At 72.5% G+C, this 25,532-nt stretch carries 20 protein-coding genes; 8 read left to right on the top strand and 12 right to left on the bottom strand.

Annotated features, from left to right (window positions below; all coding sequences use genetic code 11):
• Nucleotides 1–25: 25 nt before the first annotated feature.
• From FSYMDG_RS13075 to FSYMDG_RS13045, 7 genes are all read left to right on the top strand, one after another.
• Nucleotides 26–1,171, top strand: coding sequence for a hypothetical protein (locus tag FSYMDG_RS13075; protein ID WP_013873920.1), 1,146 nt, complete (start codon nt 26–28; stop codon nt 1,169–1,171).
• On the top strand, nt 1,168–3,375 hold the full coding sequence (locus FSYMDG_RS23195) for an ATP-binding protein (protein WP_013873919.1): 2,208 nt from the start codon (nt 1,168–1,170) through the stop codon (nt 3,373–3,375). Before FSYMDG_RS13075 ends, FSYMDG_RS23195 begins: the two co-directional genes overlap by 4 nt.
• Nucleotides 3,372–4,574 (top strand): AAA family ATPase, encoded by a 1,203-nt coding sequence (locus FSYMDG_RS13065; protein WP_013873918.1) that lies wholly within the window; start codon nt 3,372–3,374, stop codon nt 4,572–4,574. The genes FSYMDG_RS23195 and FSYMDG_RS13065 overlap by 4 nt, the downstream gene beginning before the upstream one ends.
• Nucleotides 4,567–5,340: a hypothetical protein gene (locus FSYMDG_RS13060; RefSeq protein WP_013873917.1), complete on the top strand. Its 774-nt coding sequence runs from the start codon at nt 4,567–4,569 to the stop codon at nt 5,338–5,340. Before FSYMDG_RS13065 ends, FSYMDG_RS13060 begins: the two co-directional genes overlap by 8 nt.
• Before the next feature lie 154 nt (nt 5,341–5,494).
• Complete coding sequence (locus FSYMDG_RS13055; protein ID WP_013873916.1) at nt 5,495–5,809, top strand: hypothetical protein; 315 nt, start codon at nt 5,495–5,497, stop codon at nt 5,807–5,809.
• A complete protein-coding gene (locus FSYMDG_RS13050) occupies nt 5,802–6,617 on the top strand; it encodes a hypothetical protein (RefSeq protein ID WP_131772553.1) in 816 nt (271 codons plus the stop codon). Before FSYMDG_RS13055 ends, FSYMDG_RS13050 begins: the two co-directional genes overlap by 8 nt.
• 186 nt (nt 6,618–6,803) lie before the next feature.
• Nucleotides 6,804–8,714 (top strand): hypothetical protein, encoded by a 1,911-nt coding sequence (locus tag FSYMDG_RS13045; protein WP_157491016.1) that lies wholly within the window; start codon nt 6,804–6,806, stop codon nt 8,712–8,714.
• A 116-nt stretch (nt 8,715–8,830) separates the two neighbouring features.
• On the opposite strand, the gene FSYMDG_RS13040 is transcribed toward FSYMDG_RS13045, so the two are convergent.
• From FSYMDG_RS13040 to FSYMDG_RS13005, 7 genes are all read right to left on the bottom strand, one after another.
• Nucleotides 8,831–9,223, bottom strand: coding sequence for a type II toxin-antitoxin system VapC family toxin (locus FSYMDG_RS13040; protein ID WP_013873915.1), 393 nt, complete (start codon nt 9,221–9,223; stop codon nt 8,831–8,833).
• Nucleotides 9,220–9,462: a type II toxin-antitoxin system Phd/YefM family antitoxin gene (locus tag FSYMDG_RS13035; protein ID WP_013873914.1), complete on the bottom strand. Its 243-nt coding sequence runs from the start codon at nt 9,460–9,462 to the stop codon at nt 9,220–9,222. Before FSYMDG_RS13035 ends, FSYMDG_RS13040 begins: the two co-directional genes overlap by 4 nt.
• A gap of 362 nt (nt 9,463–9,824) precedes the next feature.
• A protein-coding gene (locus tag FSYMDG_RS13030; RefSeq protein WP_085948540.1) for an IS3 family transposase occupies nt 9,825–11,002 on the bottom strand; the annotation gives its coding sequence in 2 pieces (ribosomal slippage) (nt 9,825–10,741 and nt 10,741–11,002; 1,179 coding nt in all).
• 282 nt (nt 11,003–11,284) lie between these two features.
• Nucleotides 11,285–11,557, bottom strand: coding sequence for a WD40 repeat domain-containing protein (locus FSYMDG_RS29415; RefSeq protein ID WP_013873912.1), 273 nt, complete (start codon nt 11,555–11,557; stop codon nt 11,285–11,287).
• 442 nt (nt 11,558–11,999) lie between these two features.
• The gene (gene aceB / locus FSYMDG_RS13015) at nt 12,000–13,625 is read right to left on the bottom strand and encodes a malate synthase A (protein WP_013873911.1); all 1,626 of its coding nucleotides are present in this window, start codon (nt 13,623–13,625) and stop codon (nt 12,000–12,002) included.
• Between the two features lie 169 nt (nt 13,626–13,794).
• Nucleotides 13,795–15,606, bottom strand: a complete 1,812-nt coding sequence (locus tag FSYMDG_RS13010; RefSeq protein ID WP_013873910.1) for an MFS transporter — start codon at nt 15,604–15,606, stop codon at nt 13,795–13,797.
• Nucleotides 15,603–16,340 (bottom strand): TetR/AcrR family transcriptional regulator, encoded by a 738-nt coding sequence (locus tag FSYMDG_RS13005; protein WP_013873909.1) that lies wholly within the window; start codon nt 16,338–16,340, stop codon nt 15,603–15,605. Before FSYMDG_RS13005 ends, FSYMDG_RS13010 begins: the two co-directional genes overlap by 4 nt.
• 471 nt (nt 16,341–16,811) lie before the next feature.
• Between FSYMDG_RS13005 and FSYMDG_RS29680 the strand changes: the two genes are divergently transcribed.
• Entirely contained in the window at nt 16,812–17,291 is a 480-nt protein-coding gene (locus tag FSYMDG_RS29680) for a hypothetical protein (RefSeq protein WP_013873908.1), read from the top strand.
• Nucleotides 17,292–17,551: 260 nt separating this feature from the next.
• On the opposite strand, the gene FSYMDG_RS12995 is transcribed toward FSYMDG_RS29680, so the two are convergent.
• The 5 genes from FSYMDG_RS12995 to FSYMDG_RS12975 all read right to left on the bottom strand — a co-directional run bounded on the left by FSYMDG_RS12995 (nt 17,552) and on the right by FSYMDG_RS12975 (nt 24,730).
• On the bottom strand, nt 17,552–19,042 hold the full coding sequence (locus tag FSYMDG_RS12995; RefSeq protein ID WP_013873907.1) for an acyl-CoA carboxylase subunit beta: 1,491 nt from the start codon (nt 19,040–19,042) through the stop codon (nt 17,552–17,554).
• A gap of 310 nt (nt 19,043–19,352) precedes the next feature.
• The gene (locus FSYMDG_RS12990; protein ID WP_013873906.1) at nt 19,353–19,829 is read right to left on the bottom strand and encodes a nuclear transport factor 2 family protein; all 477 of its coding nucleotides are present in this window, start codon (nt 19,827–19,829) and stop codon (nt 19,353–19,355) included.
• On the bottom strand, nt 19,826–20,293 hold the full coding sequence (locus FSYMDG_RS12985; RefSeq protein ID WP_013873905.1) for an ester cyclase: 468 nt from the start codon (nt 20,291–20,293) through the stop codon (nt 19,826–19,828). Before FSYMDG_RS12985 ends, FSYMDG_RS12990 begins: the two co-directional genes overlap by 4 nt.
• 69 nt (nt 20,294–20,362) lie before the next feature.
• Nucleotides 20,363–21,139 (bottom strand): SDR family NAD(P)-dependent oxidoreductase, encoded by a 777-nt coding sequence (locus FSYMDG_RS12980; protein ID WP_013873904.1) that lies wholly within the window; start codon nt 21,137–21,139, stop codon nt 20,363–20,365.
• A gap of 324 nt (nt 21,140–21,463) precedes the next feature.
• Entirely contained in the window at nt 21,464–24,730 is a 3,267-nt protein-coding gene (locus FSYMDG_RS12975) for a type I polyketide synthase (protein ID WP_013873903.1), read from the bottom strand.
• Between the last annotated feature and the right edge of the window lie 802 nt (nt 24,731–25,532).

Here is a 25,532-nt window from a genome sequence, read left to right as displayed (position 1 = left end):
TCACCCCCTGTTGGGGGACCGCCGGATGAACGCGGAGATGACCGTGCGGCGGGTGCTCGCCTGGGCCGCCGAGGCCGCTGGAGCCGACCGGCCGGCGGGTGGTGACGCGGCGAGAGGGCCGGGGCCGCCACCGGTCGGCCCGCTGCGGGACGTCGGCGGGCTCGGTCGTCCCGGTGCGGCCACCGTGACGGCGCTGCGGGAGCTGATCCGCGGCACGGCCGCCCGGCTCGGGACGGGATCGCCTCCGTTCGCCGACCCGGTGCCGGTCGGCCCGGGGGCGCTGCTGCTGGCCGCCGCGGTCGGCGGGCGGGCCGAGCCCGTGCCGGCGCGGGCCCTCGCCGAGGCGTCTCCCGCGGTGGGGCTGCCCGCCGGTGGCTGGGCCGACGCGCTCGCCCGGCACGCCGTGGTCGCTCCGGCCCTGCTGGCCTGCCGGACGGTACACCGCACGCCAACGCCCGAACGGACGGCAACATCCGAACAGGCAGCGATATCCGAACAGGCAGCAACAGCCGGGCGGGCAGCAGCACCCGAGCGGACGGCGGACTCCGGGCCGGCCGCGGCATCCGGGCCGCCCGGGCCGGCAGGGGTGCCCGGGCTGGCCACACCGGCCACACCGGTCGGGCTGGCCACGCCGGTCGGGTTGGCGGCGGAGCGGACGATCGACGCCGAGCTGGCCGACGCGCTGCTGCGGGCGTCTCCCCTGACCGCGGTGCTGTACCGGCCGCCGCTGGCCCGATTGGCCCGCGGTGCCACCGCGATGCAGGCCGCGGCCGCCGTCGGCCTGCTCGGCCGGCCGCGTGGGTGTGCCGTGCTGACCGCGGCGCTGGCCGCCTGGTCGTCCGACCCGGCGGTGCTCGCCTGGCGCGCGGAGCTGCTGACCCGGCTGTCCAACGATCATCCCGATGTCGTGCTCGACGTCTATCTGCTGGCCCGGCTGCGCCACGGCGCCGACTGGGACGGGCGGCTGGGCGCGGCGGCCCGGGCGCTCGCCGGCACCGGGCCGCCCGACGACCTGCCTGTTGCCACCATCCGGTTCTGGGCGCCGCTGGCCGTGCTGGACCAGCGCGACCCGGAGCTGATCCGCTCCCGGATGTTCCTGGACGGCCACCGCGACGCGCTGACCCTTGTCCGGCGGTACCGGCTCGCCGTGTCGGCGGCAGGTGCGGCATGAGTGCGGGTGTACGCACGTTGCGGCTCGTCCCGCTCGACCCGACGGCGTTTCACGATCGCTACGTGTTGGCCGAGACCGACGAACCGGAGCTCACGCTCGGTGAGCTGTTGGCCGACCTGCCGGCGTTCAGCATCACCCCGCTGGATCCGGCCTACCTGGACGTACCGGTCCGGCGGCTCGTCCTGGAGCTGGCCGAACCCGACCCGTCGACCCCGCTCCATCTCCCTCCCGGCCTGGACCTGACGGCCCTCGCCGCGGCCGGCTCACCGCGCGACGGCGGGCCGGCGGCCGGCACCGACGCCGCGGACAACTCGGCTGCCAACCCCGCTGCCGGCGCTGGCAGCGGCCCCGGCAGCGGGGTTGGCGCGGACGTGGGCACCCACGCCAGCAGCACCGGGCGGAACACCCCCCTGCCCGGGCAGGGCGGTGACACAGCCGGGCGGGACGCCGCCGCGGCCGGCCCGGCCGCGGCCGCGGAGTCCGGGTATCCGGAGACGCTGAGCGAGCGGGAAGCCGTGCTGATCGCGCACGACACGGAGATCAACCGGGCCGCCGCGTACCTGGAGAGCGGCCTGTCGGTCCTGGTGCGCTGCGAGAAGCTGCTCGTCGAGCACCTGGCCCACGAGATCGCCGGCCGCTCCGGACGGCCCCAGCGGACGCCGCGGCCCGCCGGCGGCGCCGCGGCCGCGGTGCCGGGGACGCCGTCCGGGCCGGGGGAGGCGACCCCGCTCGGTGGCGGGCGCCGCGCCGAGCTGCTGGTCGCGTTGCAGGCCGCGGTCACCGACGCCAAGCCCGGTGACGTGGTGGTCGTCCCGCATCTGGACCTGCTCGCCGGCGGCAGCGACGCGGCGCTGACGAGCGAGGCCCGGGAGCTCGCCGACGTCCTCTACGAGCGCAGCGCGTGCGTGCTGCTGGCGTTCACCGACCCGTCCCTGGTGATCCCCGAGGTGCTGGCCAACCGGTTCGCGGTCCGGCTGTCGATCGAAATCCTGCCCCGGGAGGTGACGACCGGCTCCGGCGCGCGGGTGCTGGTCACCCGCGAGGAGGCCGGGCTCTTCGACGGCTTCGACGCGGCCGACCTGTACAAGTACGTGGCCGGGATGAACGCCGTCCGGCTGCGCAACGCCCTGCGGTTCGCCTACCACCAGCACCGCCCGGCGCTCCGCGAGGGCGACCGGCGGCCCACCTTCGCCGACCTGCGTCACGAGCTGCGGGTGTTCAAGGCCCGGACGTCCAGCTCGTTCGAGGTGCCGAACGTGCCGTTCTCGGCGATCGGCGGCTACGCGGAGGTCAAGGCCGAGCTGGCGCGGGCGCTGAGCATCATCGGCGGCGCCGTCGACCTGCCCGCCCATCTCCGCCACGACCTGGTGCCGCGGGGGTTCATCTTCCACGGCCCGCCGGGCACCGGCAAGACGCTGTTCGCCAAGGCCGTGGCCGCCCGGCTGGCCGCGACGATCCTCGTGGTCAGTGGGCCGGAGGTCACCGACATGTACGTCGGGGAGAGCGAACGCAAGATCCGCGATCTTTTCGCCGAGGCGCGGCGCAACGCCCCGGCCGTGGTCGTCTTCGACGAGTTCGACTCGATCGCGGCCAGCCGCACCGGCCGGGGCGACGGCGGCAGCCGGGCGGGCAACGCGATCGTCGCCCAGCTGCTCACCGAGCTGGACGGCTTCCGCCCCGAGGTGCCGGTTCTGATCATCGGTACGACTAACCGGATCGACCTGATCGACGACGCGCTGCTGCGGCCGAGCCGGTTCCGCCCGATCAGGATCGGCCTGCCGGACGAGGACGCCCGCCGGGAGATCGTCCGGGTGCACGCCGAGCATTTCGGCATCCCGGTCGACCCCGCGCTGGTGGACACCATCGCGCGGGCGACCGAGGGGTTCAACGGCGACGAGATCCGCTCGGTGTTCCGCGACGGCCGCGCCGACGAGCTGGTCGGCGACCCGCGGCGGCCCGCTGACGCCCGCCGGCTCGGCGAGCTGATCGGGGCGTTGCGGGCGGCCCGACAGCAGCGGGAGCTGGCGAAGAGCCCGCCGTCGGACCGGCGCACCGAGTGCGCCATACGCCGTGACATCACGGATACGCTCCCGATCGTCACCGATGGGGAAGAATCCACCACGGACACGGACGGGAACTCCCGGGCCGGGACGTCCCGTGCCACCGGTACCAGGCCCGGCCGGGGAGAGAGCACCGCGCCATGACCACACCAGCGCTGGACCAGCCGACCAGGGTGCTGGCGCGCACGTTCGCCACCCGGCTCCGCGACGTCCGGCAGGACTTCGTGGACCGGGACGAAGCGGTCGACCTGCTTGCTCTGGCCGTCCTGTGCCGCGAGCACGTCCTGCTCGTCGGGCCGCCGGGAACCGCCAAGAGCAGCCTGCTGGAACGCTTCCGCCGCACGCTCGACGCCCGCTGCTTCAGCTATCTGCTGACCCGGTTCACCGAACCGGCCGAGCTGTTCGGGCCGATCGACATCCGGCGGCTGCGGACCGAGGGCGTCTACCAGGTGAACACCGCCGGCATGCTGCCCGAGGCCGACATAGCCCTGCTCGACGAGGTGTTCCAGGGCAGCTCGGCGATCCTCAACACCCTGCTCACCCTCATCAACGAACGGACCTTCCACAACGGCACCCGGACGGTCGACGCCAGTCTGATCACGCTGCTCGGCGCGTCCAACGACATTCCGGACGATCCGGTGCTGGCCGCGTTCAGTGACCGGTTCCTGCTGCGCTGCCGGCTCGGCTATGTCCCCGACGACGACATCGAGGACGTCCTCACCCTCGGCTGGCGCGGCGAACAGGAACTGATCAATCCGGCGGCGGCCGGGGCAGGCGGCCCGGCCGGGCGCACCCGGGTCGGGTTCGGCCTCGCCGATCTCGGCCGGCTCCAGCGCGCCGTCGCCGACATCGACCTGACCGCCGTGCGCGGGCCGTTCGCCCGGATCGTGCGCTCCCTGCGCGCCGAAGGCGTCGTCTTCTCCGACCGGCGGGCGGTGAAGGCGCAGAAGACGTTCGCGGCCCGCGCGCTGCTCGCCGGCCGCGCCGCCGCCGAACTCGTCGACCTCGCCCCGCTCGTCCACCTGTGGACCAGCCCGCGGGACGAGCAGACGATACGCCGGATCGTCGCCGACGCCGGCGTGCCCGTCGACCGGCCCGGCCGTACCGTGCGCAGCTTCGGCGAGCTGCGGATCGACCTCGCCGAGCTGGCCGGCCAGCGTGCGCGGGTGACCGGCGCCGAGGAGTTCCGGGAGCTGCTGCGACGCGGCCAGCGGCTCGTCCTGGAGCTGCGCCGCGACCATCCCGACGCCCGCGACCTGCTCGCCAACGTCCAACGCCACCAGCGGGAGACGATCGCCATCTACCGGGAACGGTTCGCCGAGGAGGAACTGGTCGATGTGTAACCCGCGCCGGGTCCGCGTCCGCGCCGCCCGTGACCTCAGCGACGCCTGGGAGCAGGAGGTCCGCCGCCAGGTGACCCGGCGCGGGCAGGCCACCGGCGACGCCCGGATCCGCGAGCCGCTGACCGCCGGCATCGGCGCGCCCACCCTGGCCGCGCTGACCGGAGTCCTCGCCCGCACCGCCGGGTGGGAACGTGACGGCGAGTCGTTCCGGCACGCCCTCGACGGTGGCTGGCTGAGCTACCACCCCGCCACCCGCGAACTGGAGATCGTCGCGGAGGCCGTCGCCGAGGTGACGGCCTCCGGCGAGGCCAGCGCGGTCGTCCGCGGGCAGCTCGCCGAAACCGTCGAGGCCGAGGGCGAGGGCATCTACTACGACGACAACTACGGCGGCCGGACGCAGCGGTACGCCCGCCGGGAGGCCGCGCGCAACGCCGAGCGGGCCGTCGACGCCCAGGTCGAGGCGCTGCTCGCCGCCGCCCGGCAGCAGGCCGACAGCGCCGAGGGCACCGCCGTGGAGGCCGCCGCCGCGGCCCGCGCGGACGCCGCCCTGGCCGAGGCCGCAGCCGCCCGCGCCGAGGCGCTGCGCCGGGAGGCAGCGAAACGGCTGGTCACCGTCGGTATTCAGGGGCGCAACATCTTCCACCAGGCGCTGGCCGGGGCCTACCGGGACGCGATCCTGGCCTACGCCCGGGCCCGGCACGCCGAGGGCATCACCTGGTCGGAGAACAACGGTGTCCTCGACATCGAGTTCGAGCTACGGATCTGATGGCCCGGCCGGATTCCGGCCGCCAGGCCACGGATCGCCGCCTTCGATTCTCGATTTCAGGTTCTGGGCTCCGGACCATGAAGCACGGCCACGACAGACCACGACCGACGAAAAATGATTTCGGGACACGGATTACGGGATTCGGGGGTGGGGCATGCGGGTCCGGGTGAAGTTCCGTTACCGCGCCGACACCGGTGAGGTCGAGGTGTTCCGCGTCGAGGACACCGGCGAAGGTGTGCCCGTGGCCGACCACGACGCCCGCCACGATCGGATCACCGCCGACGTCGCCCGCATCGTCGAGAACAACGCCCTCATCGAGCAGGAGGCCCCCATCGAGCAGGAGGCCCCCGCCGAGCAGGAGGCCCCGCGGCCGGTACCGCTGGTCCAGGAGCGGCAGGCCAGGCAGCGGCCCGGCGAGCGGGAGTCGTCGACCGGACGGGCCGAACGAGGGCAACGGCTCCATGACTGACCGTGTGCTGCTCGAGCGGGCCGCGAGCTGCTACCTGCGGGCGGGGCAGATCGTCGAGGCCGCGCGCTGCTACCGGGACGCCGGCTCCTTCCAGCGGGCGGCGGAGCTGGCCATCCGGATCGGCCGGTACCGGGACGCGGTCGCCGACTGTACCGCGGCCGGTCTCGTCCACGTCGCCGCGTGGCTGCTCGTCCACAACCTGGACGACCCGGCCGCCGCCCGCGCGTCCCTGCCGGCCGCTCCTGGCCCCGACCCTGATCATGATCCGTTCGGGCCGCCGTTCGGGCCGCCGTTCGGATACACGGCCGGTTCGGCCGGCACGGTAGCTGGTTCCGTTGGATCGGTGGCCGGTGCCGTCGAGCCGATGTCCGGTTCCGCCGCCGGACCGGTGCCCGGCGTTGCCGGGACGATGGGGGGACCGGCAGTTCCGCCGGTGCTCAACGTCATGTCGCGACGGCTGGTGCTGGCCCGTTGCGACATCGCCGAGGGGCTGCCCACCCGGCGCATCCTGCCCGTGCTCGCCGATGTCCAGACGATCCTGGCCGAGCCGCTGGCCGGCGAGCCCACCTGGCCCGTGACCGCGGCCGACCTGCGGATCGAACGGTGGGCGGTCGCGCTGGCCGAGGCCGCGCACCGCTACGACCAGGTCGCGCTCGTCTTTGCCGCGGCTGTGCGGGGACGGCGTACCGGCACGGAGCAACGGTGGGCCGAATGGTCGCTGCGGGTCCTGCACACCGAGCTTGTCCTGCCGCCCGTCGTCGCGGGGTCGGTCGCCGCATGGCCCGCGACCAGCCCGTCCGCGAGATAGCCGATGGCTCTGGGACCTGGCAGTCCGGCGCCCGGCCAGGGGCGGCGTCCGCGTCCTTTCGCCGGGCGGGAGATCCCGCCGGCAGCGGTGGCCGGCTTGCCCGGGCCGGCTGGCCCGGGGCCGGCAGCGTCCCTTGCCGGCAGGTTCGGCTCCGCCTCCGCGGCGCTTGTGTTCGCTGGTTCACTCGTGGCGACCGGGCATGGCGAGAGCATCCAGTTCCTCCGGGCCGACGGAGCGGCCCCGCCCAGGACGCCCGCTCCGACCGGGACAGCCGGCCCGCCCGGCGCCGACGGATCTGCCCTGACCAGAGCAGCCGGCCCGGCCAGAGCAGCCGGCCCGGCCGGGCCGGGCGGATCCGCTCCGGCCGCGGCCGGGGCTGGCGGATCCGGTCCGGCCGGGGACTGGTGGGTCGCCGCTGACGTGGCCCTCGACCTGGGCCGGGAGCTGGTGTCGATCGCACATGGCCGGCTGTACGTCCATGCCGGCGAACGTTTCCTGCCCGACCGCGGCTGGGACGCCCCGCCGACCGCGTCACCGCCTGTGTCACCGTCTGTGTCACCGGCCTGGTCGCCAGGCGCGCCACCAGCGGCAACGCCGGCCACGGCGGGCGACGATCGTGGGTCGGTGCCGATGTCCGGGCTCCGTCCGGTGAGCGTCGTCGAGGTCGTGCGGACGGCCGGGCTCCACCCGGTGGCGGCTGGCCCGTCCGCCGAGGCGGTGGTGCTGGTACCGGGCTCGCAGGCCGGTGGGGTCGTCCAACGCGCCCTGGAGCTGGGGCTGGACGTGTGGTACCGGCCTGTCCGGCTCGTCCCGCTGTTCGACGACACCGCGCGGTCCGGCACTGCCACGGGCACGGGGCCCGGCGCCGCCGTCGAGCCGTCATGGTCCGCCGCCGGCGGGCGAATCATCATCGAACTACGACTTTCTGTGACGGATCCCAGGGTCTCCTGGGCATACGGGCGGAGCGCCGGGGCGCCTTCCCCGGCATCGACTGCGAGTTCGACTTCGGCATCGGCGCGGGGGGAGCCGCTGCCCGCGTCGTTGCTGACGGCGCTCGATCACGACCCGTTCGTGCTGGCCTGCCGGGTCACCGGAGGCACTCTGCTGGTCCAGCACGCCATGGCGTCCGCCCTGCCCGATCCGTTGCTCGCCGATCTGGTGGACGCCGGCACGTGGGTGCTGGCCGACGCTTCCTTCGGCTGCTGGCGGCTGGTCGGTCTCGGTGCGCCCGCGGACGCGGCCACGCTCGTCCGGCTCGCCGACGACTACCCGCTGGAGACGCCGGACCCGACCACATCGGCGGTGGACGGCACCTCCCTGGCAGCGGCCGGTGCGTCGCCGCGGCTGGCGGGGCGGCCGGTCGCGATCGTCCCGGGCCGTACCGGCGAGGCCGACACCGACGCGGCGCTGCTCGACGACGACGACCTCGCGGCCGTCCCGCTGCTGCTGGAAGGGCATCCGCTCGCCGAGACCGCGTTCGTCGTCCGCGGCCGGGACCGGCATCTGCTGCTGGCCCCCGGAGGTCTGCTCGAACGGCTGCCGGTCGGTGAGCCGCTGTACTGCCTCGGGCCCGGCCCGCTGTTCCTGCCGGTCGGCTACCGGACGCGCCCGCGGCTGCCCCCGAGCGCCCGCCGGGCCCTGTTCGGCGCCGGGGACGACATCGCCGTGGTGGCGCTGCCGGACCGGGCTGTCGCCTTCGACCTGCGCACCCGCCACCCGGTGTGGACGCTGTGGGCCGGCCCCGGCCCACAGCTGGACCTCCAGCTTCCCCCGGAGATCGAGGCGGCGCTGGCGGACGTCGACGCGCAGGTCGCCCCCCGGCCACCGGAGCCGGGGGGCGACCCGGTGCCGCAGCCGTCCGCCGACGGCCGGCAACGCGCCCGGGGGCTGTGGAAGAGGCTGCGCAACCACGCCCCGGAGGCGCCCTCGGCACCGCGTACCTGGCTGGATGACGCTCTCGACGCCGAATTCGCGGACGACTGGGCCCGCGCCGCGGAGCTCCACGAACGCAACGGCGACCCGCTGCGCGCCGCCCACCTCTACGAACGCGCCGCCCGCCACCCCGGAACCCGCACCTCCCGCGGAGACTCCCCGTGACCAACGGCCGCCTTGCGGCCCTCGTCACCGGAACGAGTGCTCAAGTGGCTGCCAGAGCAACCACTTGAGCACTCGTTATCGTGATCGTCTTTCTTTCCCGAGCACGTGGCTGAGGGTCAGGCTGGGAGGGTTTTCACCTCGTAGGCCGACAGCCGGCCGTCCGCGGTGATCAACGGGACGTTCAGTGCCTGTGCCTGCGCGACCAGGAGCCGGTCGAAGGGATCCCGGTGATGGTCCGGCAGTTCCGCCACCCGCAGCACGTGGTCGTGCTCGACCGCGAGCGGAATCACACCTGTGCGTCGTATCCGGTCCGGCACGTAGCCACGCGGCGGTTCGGGGAGGGCCAGCTTACCCAGCCGGTATTTGATCGAAATCTCCCAGCCGCTGGCGGCCGATAGCAGGATCTCGTTGGCGGTGTCGGCCAGCAGGTCACGGGTGTCCGCGCGCAGGCGCCGCGGCTCGGCGAGCGACCAGAGCCATGCCTGTGTGTCGAGCAGATAACGGCTCACCGGTAGAAGCTGTCCTCGATGTCGTCGGGCAGCGGGGCGTCGAAGTCGTCGGGGACGGTGAACCGCCCCTCGTCGACGCCGATCTCACGCACGCTCCGGGGGGCGAACGGGATGATCTTGGCTATCGGCTCGCCGCTGCGCAGGATGTCGACCTCCTGGCCTGCCGCTACGGCGCGCAGCAGTTCGGACAACCGGGTCTTCGCCTCGTGCACACCGACCTGAATAGCGGACTTAGCCATGAACTTAGTCTATCTCCGGGCTGGGGCAACAGAGCAACCGGCAGAGCGGCACCTCGCAGTGGCGGGTGCGCTGTCGGCCCTTCCGGACGGTGATGTCTTCCACGGTCATGCGGAGGAAGCGCGCTGCCGTCCCGTGGATACCTCCAGTCGTAGGCGAAAAACGTCATGGCAACAGCGTTTTCCACCTACGGCTTCCTGAGTTGTGGGGGCGAGGAGGGCGTGGATGGTGGCGGCGAGGGTGGTCGGGTCGGGGTGGGGCGGGAGGTGGTGGTAGCGACCGTCGGGGTTGTGGCTGTGGTGGGGACGGTGCTGGTGAGGTGCTGCCCATTCTACGGACACGCGATAACTGGACTATATCAGCTTTACGCCGCCTCTGGTATTGATGTCCGACTCGTCAGGTAGAGACGTTCGACGTGTTCCGGGGTGTGGTAGCCGAGGGTGGAGTGGAGTCGCTGCCGGTTGTAGAAGACTTCGATGTACTCGGCGATCGCACTGCGGGCGGCACGACGGGTTAGGTAAATTTCCCGATAGACGAGTTCGTTTTTCAGGGTGCCAAAGAAGGATTCGGCGGCGGAGTTGTCCCAGCACACTCCGGTGGCGCCTACGGAAGGTCGCACGCCGTGTCGTGCCAGCGTGCGATGGTAGGCGTCGGACGTGTATTGCGTACCGCGATCCGAGTGAAAAACCGCGTTCGGTGCAAGGGTGGTGCGGGACGCGGCCATGGTGAATGCGTCGACGACGAGTTCGGTCCGCATGTGACTGGCCATCGACCAGCCGAGAACCTTCCGTGAATAGCAGTCGATGACCGTGGCGAGATACAGCCAGCCTTCGCCGGTACGGACATAGGTGATGTCACCGACGAGCTTGGCCCCGGGGCGGGTGGCGGTGAAGTCGCGGCGGACGTGGTCGGTGGGCACCGGCGCCTGGCCGGGGATCGTGGTGCGGCGGTAGGCCCTGGGCTGGCAGGCCTTCAGCCCTGCTCGGCGCATGATCCGTCGGGCGAGGCGGACCGAGGTGGGCTGGCCCGACGCGGTCAGAGCGGCGGCGATCCGCCGCGCGCCGTAGGTCTGGCGCGAGGCGGCGAACAACGCCCGCACCTGGGTGTCCAGGGTGGTGTGCCGGCGGGTCCGGGACGACACCGGTCGCTGGTACCAGTCGTAGAAACCGGACGTCGACACCACGAGCCACTGGCACATTTTGCGTATCGGGTAGTTGTCCTTCTCCGCGGCGATCAGCTCGAACTTATCGATCACTGATGGCGTTGCGCGAAGAAGGCTGCCGCTTTTGAGAGGAACTCGCGCTCCATCCGGAGTTCCCGGTTCTCCTTCTCCAGCTCCCGTAGCCGGGCACGCTCGGACATCGACAGCGGTTCTTCTTCGCCTTGGTGGGCCCGACGCCAGGTGGCCACCCAGCTCCCCAGGGTTCCCTCGTTGATACCGAGGTCCTTCGCGATCGCCGATACCGGCCGACCCGAATCGATGACGAGTTTCACTGCCTCGTCCTTGTACTCGGGCGTGAACCGCCTCCGGGACTCAGTCATCAATCTCCTCCGCTCACGGATCAATTATCCCACATAGGGATCACTGTCCGAAGAACGGGGACCACCTCACTGGTCGGGGCTGTCGCGACGGGTGCCGCTGGTTCGGTTGCTGGTCTGGTTGGGGCTGATGGGGGTTCGTCGCTGGGGGTGTGGGTGGTCAGCAGGCGCACGACATGGTTGCATGACTGCCGGCAGTGATAGCCGGTCCGATGCGGGGGCTACCGGTGGCAGCGGGTCCGTCGGTGGTGGTGGAGCCGGTGGTGGGCCAGCCGGTGAGGGTGGTCAGGCCCGCGAGCAAGGACAGGGGAGGCCACGCCCGGCGGCACCCAGCAGGACCAGCCCGGCCGCCGCGGTACGCAACGGCGCTCCGGCCGGATCGATCCGCGCGGGCACCCGCGGCCGCGGTGCTGGTACGCCCACCGTCCAGACCCGCACGGTGCCGTCGTAGCTGCCGGTGGCGAGCAGCAGCCGGCCGTCGCCGCCGGTCGCCCACGCCACCGACCGGACCCAGCCGATGTGGCCGGTCAGGACGGTTGGGGGCTCGACGACGGTCACCTCGTCCGGGGTCCATGGGGTGTCCCAGCGAGGAGCCGGTCTGGTTGGCCGCACGCTGTCGGGTGGAGGTGGGACTCCCGCGGAATCGCCCGTGCGGCCCACGGTGCGGGCGTGTGCGGTCGCCCAGGCTCGTAATGCGGCATCCACGGGTGGGACGGCGTCTGCGCGGCCCGCCGGGCCGTTTTCCTGTCGTTCGTCCACGCTGTCCCCCGTTACCCTGCCGGCGTCGTCACCCGTCGGGGCCGTCCCGCGACGATCAGCGTAACCCCGGCGACAACGGCCCATCCGACAACCGGCCCTGATGCCCCGTCCTGGCGGCCGGCCGGTGGATACCCCGAGCTGTAGGTGGAAAGTGTCGTGGCAGCAGCGTTTTCCACCTACGGGCTTCACGGCCGTAGGTGGAAAACGTCGTGCCAGTGACGGCTTTTACCTACGGCATCCCTTACGGCAGGCGGTCGTAGGCGGGCAGGGTCAGGAAGTCGGTGAAGGTGTCGGCGAGGGCGAGCTCGGTGAACAGGGCGCGGGCCTGCTCGAAGCCGGTCGCGTCGTAGCCCTCGCCGAGGGTCTGGCGGAGCGTGGCCAGCTCCTCGGTGACGATGCGTTCGACCAGCTCGCGGGTCACCGGGGTGCCGTCGTCGAGGACGACGCCGCCGCGCAGCCACTGCCACACCTGGGAGCGGGCGATCTCGGCGGTGGCCGCGTCCTCCATCAGGTTGAAGATTGCGACGGCGCCGGTGCCCCGCAGCCAGGCGCGCAGGTACTGGAGGGCGACGCTGACGTTGTTGCGCAGGCCCGCCAGTGTCCGCTCGCCGGGCGCGGAGGCGACGTCGAGGAGATCCGCGGCGCTGACCCGCACGTCCTCGCGGGTGCGGGTGAGCTGGTTGGGGCGCTCGCCGAGCACGCCGTCGAAGACCTCCCGGCACAACGCCACCAGGTCGGGGTGGGCGACCCAGGATCCGTCGAAGCCGGCCTCGGCCTCGCGGGTCTTGTCCGCGCGCACCCTGGCCAGGGCGGTGGCGTTGACCTCGGCGTCCCGGCGGCTGGGGATGAAGGCGGCCATGCCGCCGATCGCGTGGGCGCCGCGCCGGTGGCAGGTGCGCACCAGCAGGTCGGTGTAGGCGCGCATGAAGGGGGCGGTCATCGTCACCGCGTTGCGGTCGGGCAGGGCGAACCGCTCACCCCGGTCGCGGAACTTCTTGATGATGCTGAACAGGTAGTCCCAGCGGCCCGCGTTCAGCCCGGCGGAATGCTCACGCAGCTCGTAGAGGATCTCCTCCATTTCGAAGGCCGCCGGGATCGTCTCGATGAGCACGGTGGCGCGGATCGTGCCCCGGGGAAAACCGAGGGCGTCCTCGGCGTGGACGAAAACGTCGTTCCACAGCCGCGCCTCAAGATGGCTTTCCAGTTTCGGGAGGTAGAAGTACGGGCCCCCGCCGGCGTCGAGCTGCCGTTGCGCGCAGTGGAAGAAGTACAGCCCGAAGTCGAACAGGCCGGCGGAGACGGGCCGGCCGTCGACGAGCAGGTGTTTCTCGGTCAGGTGCCAGCCGCGGGGCCTGGCCACGATCGTGGCCAGGGTGTCGGCGAGGGCGTAGCGCCGGCCGTCCCCGCTGGTGAAGTCGATGGTGCGGTCCAGGGCGTCGCGCAGGTTGAGCTGGCCGGTGACCATGTTCTCCCACAGGGGGGTGTTGGCGTCCTCGAAGTCGGCCAGCCAGACCTTCGCGCCCGAGTTCAGCGCGTTGATCGTCATCTTGCGGTCGGTCGGCCCGGTGATCTCGACCCGGCGGTCGAGAAGGCCCGGCGGGGGCGGGGCGACCTGCCAGTCGCCCTCGCGGACGTCCCTGGTGTGGGGGAGGAAGTCCAGGTTCGCGCCGGCGGACAGCTGGGCCTGCACCTCGTCGCGCCGGGTCAGCAGCTCACCCCGCCGTGGGCCGAAGCGGCGCTCCAGATCGGCGACCAGCGCCAGCGCCGGGAGGGTCAGGATCTCCTCGAAGCGTTCCCCGACAGGGCCAGTGATCTCCACACCGGCGGGAACGTCGGGGAACGGGACGCCAGGCTCGGCCACACGCATCTCCAGGAATTCCAGGAATCTCGGACGACAGAAGAAGGTTTCGCGCGGTGGAACGCTTCGGTGAAGTTCTCGTCAGACCGTCGGTGCTCCCCGTTCCCGATGCTCCCGAGGTGGAGGTGGACGCAGGGGCAGGAATGAAGCGGTCACGAATCTATCGTGATCCGTTCGGCTACGCCGGCTGTGGCTGCTGCGGCTGCGGCTGCTGTGCTGATTGTGACTGGCGCGCCGCCTGTGGGCGGTGGGGGCGGGTGCGGACGGCGGCGCAGAGCAGGGCTGAGAGGGCCGCGACGCCTGCCATCACGTACCAGACGCGCTGGAAGGCGTCGAGCGCGGAGGCGGGGGACGGCGTGCCGAGGACGGCGACGAACACCGACACCCCGAGCACGGCGCCGAGCTGCCGGAACGAGGAGTTGATGGCGCTGCCGATCCCGAACCGGGCCGGTGGCAGCGACGCGGCAGCCGCGCTGCCGAGCGTGGGGAGGGTCAGCCCGATGCCGGCACCGGTGAGCAGGGCCGCCGGCAGCCAGTCGGTGACGTAGTGCGGGGTGGCATCGATCTGGGTGGCGAACAGCAGCATCGCCGCGGTGAAGGACAGCGCGCCGGGGACGAGGACCGCGCGGTGCCCGAAACGGTCGGCCAGCACGCCGGCCAGTGGGGCGGCGACACCGGCGAGCAGCGGGCTCGGGGTCACCGCGAGGGCGCTGCGCAGCACCGACCAGTGCCACACCGTCTGCAGGAAGATGATGTTCGCCAGGGTGACGGCGAAGAAGGCGGTGGCGAACGTCAGCATCCCGGCGTTCGCCACGCTGTAGGTGCGGACCCGGAACAGGCTGAGGTCGACGGCTGGCCGGGCGGCATGCCGGGTCCGGACGACGAACAGCGGCAGGCCGACCGCGGCGACGAGGAACGCGCCGATGACGCGGGGGTCGTCCCAGCCCCAGTCCGGCCCCTCGATGATGCCGAACGCGACGGCGCCGAGCGCCAGCGTCACGAAAAGGATGCCGAACGGGTCGGGGATGCCGGTGGCGCCGGTGTCCCGGCTCTCCCGCAGCACCCGCGCGCCGACCAGCGCAGCCAGCAGACAGATCGGCAGGTTGACCAGGAACACCCAGCGCCAGGACAGATACTGGACGAGCACCGAGCCCAGGACCGGTCCGCTGGCCGCGGCGAGCCCACCCATCGCGCCCCAGATCCCGATCGCGGCCGAGCGCTTGTGGGGCGGGAACTCGGGGAGCAGCAGGGCCAGCGACGACGGCACCAGGATCGCGGCGAACACCGCCTGCAGCGCCCGGGCGGCGATGAGCACGGCGGTGCCGGACGCCAGCCCGCAGGCGGCGGAGGTGACCGCGAAGCCGATCAGCCCGATCTGGAACAGCCGTTTGCGGCCGAACTGGTCGGCCAGCCGCCCGGCGAGGACGAGCAGTGCGGTGAGGACCAGCGCGTAGGCGTTGAGGACCCAGGCCAGGCCCGCGGTCGTGGTGTGGAAGCTCCTGGTGATCGACTCGAACGCGACGTTGACGATCGTCGCGTCCAGGAAGACGACAAACACCCCGATCGAGGAGATGGCGAGAACCGCGCGGGCGCGCCCGCTCCTCGGCGCCCGCCGCTCGTCGGGGGGCACCGGCGCCGCTTTCCCGCCGGGGGCCGCTGACGGCGTGGTCGCTGGCCCGGCCGCCGGCCCGCTCCGTGGCGCGGCCGGTGGCTTGGGGGCTGGCTCGGGTGGCTCGGGTGCTAACGTCACCACCGGTTCGACCACCGGTTCGACCACCGGTTCGACCACCGGTTCGACCACCGGTTCGGCTGACGACCCGCCGGGCGGACTGGGTGGTTCGGCGGGCTCGGCGGGTGACGTCACCGATGGCTCGGCCGCTGCCTTGGCTGGCGAGCCGGCCGCTGCCTCGGCCGGCGGCTCGGCCGGCGATCCGGTTGGTGGCTCGGCCGCTGCCTCGTCGGTAGTGGTCGGTACCGCTGGGTTGCTCACTGTTGCTCCTGCCGGTGGTGGAGACGGTCGACGGTCCTGTCGAGTTCAGTGGTGATGGCCGCGCTGCCGTAGCTGCCGCCGGGAACGGCGACACGACTGATCAGCGCGGTGCCGAGCCCGGCCATGCGCACGGTGTGGTCGACGAAGTCCTCGACCGGCGGCCAGTCCAGCTCGGGTTTGCTCAGCAGCAGCGAGACGCAGCCGTGGATGGCGGCCCACAGGCTCAGCGCGAGCGGGCGCGTCTCCCCGCGGAACACCCCGGCGTCCACGCAGTCCTGGACGGCCCGGCTCATCTGCCTGAGTGCTGCTCGGGCGGCCGTCGTCGCCGCGGCCGCTCCGGCCGCCCCGGCCGCACACCTCTCATCATGGGTGAGGGGTCGGCCCATCATCAGCAGCCGGTACTGGACGGGATGGTCGAGCCCGAACCGGACGTACGCCATGCCGCACCGGCGCAGGGCGTCCAACGGGTCCGTCACGCCGGCGGTGGCGGCGGTCAGCCGCTCATCCAGGTCACCCCAGACCTTCAGGCAGACGGCGTCGAGGAGCGCGGCCTTGTCGGCATAGTGCAGGTAGACCGATGGCGTCGTCACACCGACCCGGCGGGCGACCGCACGCACGGTGACGGCCTGTTCGTCCCCGGTTTCGACCAGCAGGGCCTCGGCCGCGAACAGGATCTCCTCGGCCAGTCGGCCGCCCTCACCCCGGCGCGCCCTCGTCCGCCCGGCTGACACCATGGACGAAGGTTGCCAGCGTCAACTTAACCTTGTCAACTCACGCTGTCGCTGTCGCTGTCGCTGTCGCTGTCGCTGTCGCTGTCGCTGTCGCTGTCGCTGTCGGCGGTGGCGGGAGCCGGTCCGGGGGCCGCTGTCGCGGCGGCCGTGCGCCCGGCCGCCGGGCGCGAGCCGATAAAAACGGGAACATCCCATAAAATCAGGAAGGCCTTGTGGCGAGGATCGGACGGCCGGTGGTGGGTGTTGCCGGTGCGTCGCCGATGACAGGCTTGCCCTTTTGTTCGGAAAAACGACGGAGTTGTTCCCGAACATCCGTCGCGGCGGATATCGACCTGACCGGGGTGTTCCGGCGGAATAGGCCGGTTGGCGCGCCGGGAACAGTGCGCTGATGCGTCTGTTGTCTCGAGTTGACGCTGCACGGTAGCGAAGTAGTTTTATTCCTACAAATAGCTGGCTCGAGCTGGAGGCGATCGTATGGAGCAGCAGCAGGCGCAGGAGCTGGAGCAGCAGCTGCGGGCGGACTGGGACCGGATTCGCCATCAGATTCTCGATCAGTTCGTCCAGGTCAGCACCGCGGATCTGGACGCCGCCGCCAGCGTCAACGATCTCGTACGGCGGATCGCCGACAGGTCACACCACACCGAGCCCTACGTCGAGACGCGGTTGCGTGAACTTGTCGCCGCCACGGTGTCAGCCGGGCAGGCTGGGCAGCCCGAGCAAGCTGGGCCTGAGCAGCCCGGGGAGCAGGCCGGGCAGGCCGAGAGCGGGGGTGAGGGGACGCAGCCGGGCGCCGAGGGCGAGGGCGCCCGGCCGGCCACGGCGGAGGCAGGCGGGCAGCCGGGCGCCGAGGCGGAGCAGGGTGGTGAGACGGGGGATTTCAGCCAGCCCTCCGAACCGCTTGGTGGGCCACGACAACCGTTCGGCGGGTCGGAGGACCCGCAGCAAGAGTCGTAAAACCAGTGGTGGGGCCGGTACTGAGACCAGTGGCAAAACCGGCGTCCGGACTTCTTCGGCTGATTTTCCCGGACTGAGCCCGGACCAGCTGGACCCGGGCTGGTGATTCCGGGTTTTCGTCCCAAGGAGGGTTCCCGGCGGTCCGTTCGCCGGGAACCCTCCTGCCGGGGGCTTCCGGCGGGGATTCCTGCCAGCGGCACAGAGGATTCCCCGGGAGCGGGTGAAGGGTGTCACGCCTCTTCTCAGGCGGCCGGCGCGGGCTACAGCGGGATGTTGTTGTGGCCGCCGCGGCGGCCGGCCGCGGCCGGCCGCTCGTCCGCGGAGGCGAAGGTCCGTACGAGGGTACGGCGGGTGCGGGCCGGGTCGATGACCTCGTCGACGACTCCGATGGACAGGGCGCGGTCGACGCCCCCGGCGACCCGCTGGTGCTCGGCGACGAGCTGGACGCGCAGCTCCTCGCGCCGCTCGTCGTCCGCGGCGGCGGCCAGCTTCCTGCGGTGCAGGATCCCGACGGCGGCCTCCGCCCCCATGACGGCGACCTCGGCCTGCGGCCAGGCGTAGACGGCGGTGGCACCCAGTGAACGGGAGTTCATCGCGATGTACGCCCCGCCGTAGGACTTCCGCGTGATCAGGGTGACGCGGGGCACCACCGCCTCGGCGAAGGCGTGCAGCAGCTTCGCGCCCCGGCGGACCACGCCGTCCCACTCCTGCCCGACGCCGGGCAGGTAGCCGGGCACGTCGACGACGACCAGCAGCGGCACGCCGAACGCGTCGCACATGCGCACGAACCGAGCGGCCTTCTCCGCGCTCAGCGAGTCCAGGCAGCCGCCCTTGCGGATCGGGTTGTTGGCGATGACCCCGACCGTGTGCCCGCCGAGGCGGCCGAGACCGATGACGATGTTGGGCGCCCATCGGGGCTGCAGCTCCTCGAAGGTGTTCCATGGCCCGGCGCTGTCGAGGATCTCCAGCAGTAGCGGGCGGACGTCGTAGGCGCGCCGCGCCGTCGCGGGCAGCAGCTCGCGCAGGTCCCGGCCGTCGTTCACCGTGTCCGGGTCGAAACGGCCGGGCCGGGTGAGCAGCCCGGTGATCCGGCGGGCCCGGGCGAACGCGTCGTCCTCGGTGTCGACGGTGACGTGGACGACGCCGGAGCGGCGGCCATGCGCGTCGACGCCGCCGAGATCTGCCATGTCGATCTGTTCACCGGTCACGCTGCGTACGACGTCGGGCCCGGTCGCGAAGATCCGACCGGACGTCGACATGATCACGATGTCGGTCAGCGCGGGGCCGTAGGCGGCGGCGCCGGCCGCCGGGCCGAGCACCACCGATATCTGCGGCACCTTGCCCGAGGCCCGGGTCATGGCCGCGAACATCCGGCCGGCGCCGTCGAGGGACTCGACCCCGTCCGCGAGCCGGGCGCCGCCCGAGTGCCACAGTCCGATGACCGGCTGGCCGTCGCGCACCGCCGTGTCGATGGCGTCGACGATGTGCCGGGCGCCGCCGAGGCCGAGGGCGCCGCCCATCACCGTCGCGTCGGTGCAGTAGGCGACGACGGGGGCGCCGTCGATCCGGCCGCGCACGGCGAGCACGCCGGTGTCGTCGTCGGGGTGCAGGGCGGTCACGGAGCCGGTGTCCAGCAGGTGGGACAGGCGTGCCGCGGGGGCTCGCCGATCGGCCTGGATGTCGTCGGCGGCGGGCCTGGGAAGAGCGATCCTGGCAACGGCGTCCTCGGGACGAGCCGTCAACCCTGTCATCTCCAGCCTCCTCCTGGCGAACCCCGGCGCATCCGACGGGTTCGACGAACAACGATGAATGACGAACAACGACTAACGACCAACGGCGGGCAGCCAGTGGGTGGCGGACAGCCGATTGATGGCGGGCAACAACGAACGGTGAACGCGACGAAGCACGACGAACGACGAACGACGAAGCACGACGAACGACGAACATGACCAGCACGCCCCGCGGGGCTCGGGTGGCCGCCCCGGCACGGGCCGGACCGGGCGGCTCGCCGCCGGGGCCGGGCCCGGCCGCGCGGAGCGTGCTGGACGGGATCTGCGAAGATCAGTCGACGATCACCGGGAGGCGGTCGGCGGTCGGCCGCCACTCGTCCGTGACCGCCGTCGGCCGGGGGCCGGCCTCAGGCTCGAGGGGGTAGCGCAGCACGCTGCGGAAGTACGCGATCCGCCAGCCCCGCTCGGTGTGTACGACGACGCTCAGGTAGTCGCCGTTGGTGGTCGTCCCGTCCGACCGCAGCGCGATGTAGCGGCTGTGGGTCCGCACGGTCCCGTCCGCGTCGGTCAGGATCAGCGTGTTCACCGTCTGGTGGTCCGCCCCGTCCGGCTGCCGCTGGTCGAACAGCTCCCGGGCGGCGTCGATCCCGCGCAGGTGGACGCCCTCGCCGTAGCCGAGTTCGATCTCGACGTCGTCGGTGAAGATCAGGGGCAGGGCGTCGAGCTCGCGGCTGTCGTACACGTGCGCGATCAGCGCGATGGTCTGGTGGATCTCGGCGACGTCGGCGGCCGACAGTTTGCGGCTCATGCCGGGATCGCGCCGAGCTGCTGGAGGATGGTGAGCCGGTCCGGGGTGACGACGTAGTCGACGACCTTGCCGTCATGGAACGTGATCAGGCTGATGCTGGTGCCGTCGATGGCGTTCCCGGTGCCGGGCACACCCCAGACCTCGCCGGAGTGGACGCCCTGGATGCGCCAGAAGACCACGACCCAGTCACCCTCGGCCACGATGTCGGTGACGGTGGTCTTCAGGTCGGTGACGTTGTGCCGCAGGTCGGTGACGTGGCTGGCGAAGCTGTCGCGGCCGAACGTGCCACTGCCGGTGCTCCGGCTGGCGTCCTCGGCGAGGAAGTCGTCGAGCAGCTCCAGCCGGCCCTCGTTGACGATCTCCTCGTACAGGCGTCGGGCGATCGTCTTGTTCGCCTGGAGCCTGTCCGGGCTGTCCGCCGCGACGGCCGTCGCCGTCCCGGCGTGCTGGTCGGTGGTGGTCATAAATCGTTCCCTTTCATACATGCCGTTTTCTCGCGTGAATGTCGTGCGTCGGGCGCTGCCGCGCCGGTGTCACTGCATCGGCTCGCCGTCGTACGTCGGCGGCAGCAGGAAGCCGTTACTCGCGCTGAGGCCGCCGTCGCTGGGGATCACCGCGCCGGTGATGTAGGAGGACTCGGGGGTCGCGAGGAACCAGATCACCTGGGCCTGCTCGCGCGGGTCGCCCCACCGGCGCAGCGGGATCCGCCGGTTGATGTTCGCGAACAGCCGGGGATCGTGCTTCACCGGCGCCGTGCGCGGGGTGAGGGTGATGCCCGGTGCGATCGCGTTGATCCGGATGCCCTGGTAGCCGTAGTCGAGCGCGGCCGACCGCACCAGGTTGATCGCCGCCGCCTTGGTGGCGTTGTACGCCCAGGTGTAGGGGTCGCCGCGCAGCCCGGCGCCGGAGGCCGTCACGACGATGGCGCCGCCGCCGGCGGCCCGCAGCGCCGGAGCGGCGGCCCGGATGCCGAGCGCCGCGCCGCGCACGTTGACCGCGTGGACCCGGTCGAGCTGTTCGATCGCCCCGGGAGCCTCGATCGGCGGCGCGCCGCCGATGCCGGCGTTGAGGACAGCGGCGTCGAGGCGGTCGAAGTGCTCGAGGGCCAGCCGCACCGCCTCGACGTTCGCTTTCTCGGTGGAGACGTCGCCCTCGAGCGTCACGACGTTCTTGATGCCCTCGAGCTCGGCGAGGCCGGCCGTGTCGGGGTCCACGGCGACGACACCGTAGCCTCGTTCGGCGAACAGCTCCACGGTCGCCCGGCCGATCCCGGCGGCGGCGCCGGTCACGACGACTGCCGGAAGTGTCATGCTTGTCCCCTCTGTTGGTTGTCTACTGGTGACCCGGGGCCGTCGGCGGCGCGAAAAATGATCACGCTGCTTCTGGTCCGCCGGGTGGGCCGTCCGGGGTGTCCGCCGCGAGGCCGGTCCCGATGCCCGGCCGGTGCCGCGCGCTGCCTGGCTGATGCCCGTCCGGTGCCCGGCTGACGCGCGGTGTGGGACGCGCGGGCCGGGCCCCGGCGCGCGGGCTGGATCCGCTCATGGGCCGGTCAGGTCGCCTGGGCAAGCGACGCCAGCCACTTGGCCACCGCGGCGGCGGTCGTCCCGGTGTCCTCCTCAAGGATGGTGAAGTGGTCACCGGGGACGTCGATGATCTCGTAGCGCGGCGGGTGTCGGATGGTCGAAGGTCAGTGTGGGCGTCAGCGGGAGCCCGGTGGTGGCCGCGAGCAGGCCGCGGAACTGCACCGCCGCGATCGAGTCCAGGCCGAGATTCTTGAACGTGCGCCCGGTGCTCACCGCGGCCGGGTCGGTGTGGCCGAGCACGGTGCCCACCGCCGCGCGGACGAGGTCGAGCAAGACGGCGTCGCGTTCCCGTGGGGTGAGCCCGTCGAGCCGGCGGGCCAGCCGCGACGGGCCGGCGGGGGACGACGTTCTTGGCGCTGCGGGTACCGCCACGTCCGTGCCGTGGGTCGCCGTATCATGATCCGGAAAGATCTGCGCCGGTATGGATACATCAGGTAGATCGGTGGCCGGTGTCGCCGTGGGCGGCGCCGGGCGGGCCGCCGCGCCCCCGAGCCAGAACCGCCGCCGCTGGAACGGATAGGTGGGCAGGTCCGTCACGCGCGCCGCCGGGTCGATCGCCGCGGCCCAGTCGACGTCGACCCCGCGCACGTACGCCTCGGCCAGCGACGCCAGCAGCCGGCGGGGGCCCCCGTCGTGGCGGCGCAGCGTGCCCGTGACGAGGGTGTCGGCGTGCCCGGGGCCGGCGTCCGCCGCGATCCGCTGGATCGCGCCGGTGAGGACCGGGTGCGGTGTCATCTCGACGAACGTGCCGTGCCCGGCCGCGAGCGCCGCCCGCACCGCCCGGTCGACGTCCACGGTCTCCCGCAGGTTGCGGTACCAGTAGGCGGGGGTCAGCTCGGTGGTGGGCAGCCTGCCAGCGGTGACGGTCGAGTAGAACGCGACGTCTGCCGCCACCGGGGTGATGCCGTCGAGCAGTTCGAGCAGCCGCTCGCGCACCGGGATGACCTGCGGCGAGTGCGAGGCGTATTCCACCGGGATCCGGCGGACGTCGACACCGGCCGCGGTCAGTGTCGCCACGAACTCGTCGAGGGCGCCGGTCTCGCCGGAGACGACCGTGGCGTCCGGACCGTTGATCACGCCGATGCCCGCGCGGTCGGCCCACGGCGTGAGCAGCGTGGCGACCTCGGCCGCGGGCAGCGGGACCGACACCAGCCCGCCGCGGCCGGTGATATCGACCAGGGCGCGGCTGCGCAGCGCCACCACGGCCGCGGCCTGTTCCAGGGTGAGCGCGCCCGCCACGTGCGCCGCGGCGATCTCACCCTGGGAGCTGCCGATCACCGCGTCGGGCTCGACACCGAAGGCCCGCCACACCGCGGCGAGGGAGACCATCACCGCGAACAGCGCCGGCTGCACCACGTCGACCCGCTCCAGCGACGGGGCGCCCGGGGCGTCACGCAGGACGTCCGGCAGCGACCAGTCGACATGGGGTGTGAGAGCCGCCGCGCACGCCTCGATCGAGCGGGCGAACACCGGGGAGGTGTCCAGCAGCTCCGCGGCCATGCCGGCCCACTGGGAGCCCTGGCCGGGGAAGACGAAGACGGTCCTGCCGCGCTCACCCACCGACCCGCGCACCACGCCCGCGGCCGGTTCGACGGCGACGAGCGCGCGCAGCCCGACGGACAGCTCGGCCCGGTCGGCGCCGATCACCACCGCCCGGTCCTCGAAACGTGCCCGGGTCGTCGCCAGCGACAGCGCGATGTCCGCGGGATCGCCCCCGCCGCCGGTGCTGTTACCGTCGGCGCCGCCGTCTCCGCTTTCAGCGTTCTCAACGCTGCTGCCGGTGCCGCCGGCGGGGGGGTCGGTGAGCAGCGCCAGCAGACGGCCGGCCTGGGTGTCCACCGCGTCCACGCCACGCCCGGACAGCACCCACGGCACGACGCCGCGTACCGCGGGCTCACGGCCACCGTCGGCGTGTGCCGCGGGCTCACGATCGCCGCCGGCGCGCGCCGGCGGGACCGACGAGGCTTCGGCCGCCCCGGATCCTCCGGCCGCTCCAGCTGCCCCAGCTGCCCCGGCCGCCCCGGCCGCCGTGGGCCGTGCGCTGGGCGCCTCGCCCAGCACGACGTGGCAGTTCGTCCCGCCGACTCCCCACGAGCTCACCCCGGCCAGCAGCGGCCGGTCGTCGTGCGGCCAGGGCCGCCGGGCGGTCACCACGCGCAGCCGCAGTTCCTCGAACGGGATCCGGGGGTTGGGCGTGACGAAGTTCAGGCTCGGCGGGAGCACCCGGTGCGTGATCGCGAGGACCGTCTTGACCAGGCCGATGATCCCCCCGGCGCCCTCGAGATGGCCGATGTTCGTCTTCACCGACCCGACCAGCAGGGGGTCGTCGGCGGGCCGGCCGACACCGTAGGCGGCGCCCAGCGCGGACGCCTCGATCGGGTCCCCGACCGCGGTGGCGGTGCCGTGCAGCTCGACGTAGCGCACGTCGCGCGGGTCGACGCCGGCGCGGCTGGCCGCCGCGCGCACCACGTCCCGCTGGGCCTGTGCGCTCGGGACGGTCAGGCCCGCCGTGGCGCCGCCGCTGTTGACCGCGCTGCCGCGGATCACCGCGTGGATCCGGTCGCCGTCGGCGAGCGCGGCCGCGAGCGGCTTGAGCACGACGACCGCGCCGCCCTCGCCGTGCACGAAGCCGTTCGCCCGCGCGTCGAAGGTGAAGCACTGCCCGTCCGGGGACAGCCCGCCGAAGCGCTGCGCGCTGACAGCCGTCTCGGCGGTGAGATTGAGGTGGACGCCGGCGGCCAGCGCCAGCTCCGACTCGCCCGAGCGCAGGCTCTCGCAGGCCAGGTGCACCGCCACCAGCGACGACGACTGGGCGGTGTCCACCGTCAGGCTCGGGCCGCGCAGGCCCAGCAGGTAGGACAGCCGGTTGGCGATGATGCCGCGGGCCAGCCCGGTCAGAGTGTGCCGGGTGACGGCGTTCAGACCGTAACGGTGGACCAGCCCGGCGTAGTCGCTGGCGATGGCGCCCACGAAGACGCCGGTGCGGGTGTCCGCCAGCGCGGCCGGGACGACGCGGGCGTCCTCCAGCGCCTCCCAGCCGAGCTCGAGCACGAGACGCTGCTGCGGATCCATCGCGTCCGCCTCGCGCGGCGAGATGCCGAAGAACTCCGGGTCGAAGTCCGCGACGCCGTCGAGAAAACCGCCGCGCAGCGGGCGGATATCGTCCGGGATTCCCTCCCAGCGGCCGGCGGGAACATCCGTGACGGCGCTGCGCGCATTCTCCAGCAGTTGCCAGAACTCCCCGGGCCCGACCGCCTGGGGCAGTCGGGCGGCCAGCCCGACGACGGCGATGTCGGACGGCGTCTCGGCATGCGACATCTTGGGTGTCCATTTCCTCTCGTAAACGGCCGGCGCGGCCGGATGCCGGGGTGGCGGCTGGCCGCGCTGGCCGAAGGCGGCGCGATCGCGTTCGTTGTTTCGCGCGGTGCCGGGACCCGGATTTCGGGAAGATCTGGTGTGGCTGCCGGGGACCGCGGAGGGGCTCGGGGACGAGCCGCATGGTGTGGATCTCGATGAACGGGTGACGGCGGGGGGCCGTTCGAGCGGCGGGCGGGCCGGCCGCGCGGTCAGCCGGCCCTGCCCCGCCGCGCGGTCAGGCCGGCCCCGGGCACCGGGACTGTCAGCGCGGTTGCGGGTTCCCGAGGCGACAACAACGCTCGGCGCAGGGGAGACCGTGGTGGGGACAGCGTGCGGCGCGGGGGCGGCTGGAGCGGTGCGGTAGCACGCTGTATCACACCCTTTCGTCTTCGTCCGCGCCTACGTGTTCCGCGTTCGTCCCGTCCACGCACACCTGACCGGGGCGTCCGGACACGGCCTGCTGCCGGCCGCGCCCGCCCTACGGGCGTGCGACGAACCGTACTTGGGTACCCACCGGTCCGTCAGGAGGGCCAGTATGTAGATGGTCCGCAGAAAAGCGCGCGGCGATAACCCCTATCGATACCCCTAGTCGACCCTTACCGTCATTGTGGTACAGCTCACACGGGATGTGCGGCCCATATTATGTGCCAGCTGCCCCGGAGAATAAAACGTTGGCCTCTGTGAGGCTTTTCCTCGGATGCCGGTCTTGCTTCCCGATGGCAGCCCTGATAGGGATGACGGAAACCAGGCCGGGTATTTTCGG

Origin of the sequence: Candidatus Protofrankia datiscae, assembly GCF_000177615.2 — a bacterium.
Taxonomy (GTDB): Bacteria; Actinomycetota; Actinomycetes; order Frankiales; family Frankiaceae; genus Protofrankia; species Protofrankia coriariae.
The sequence above is the reverse complement of the archived record's forward strand: the minus strand, read 5'-3'. Positions and strand labels throughout refer to the sequence as shown.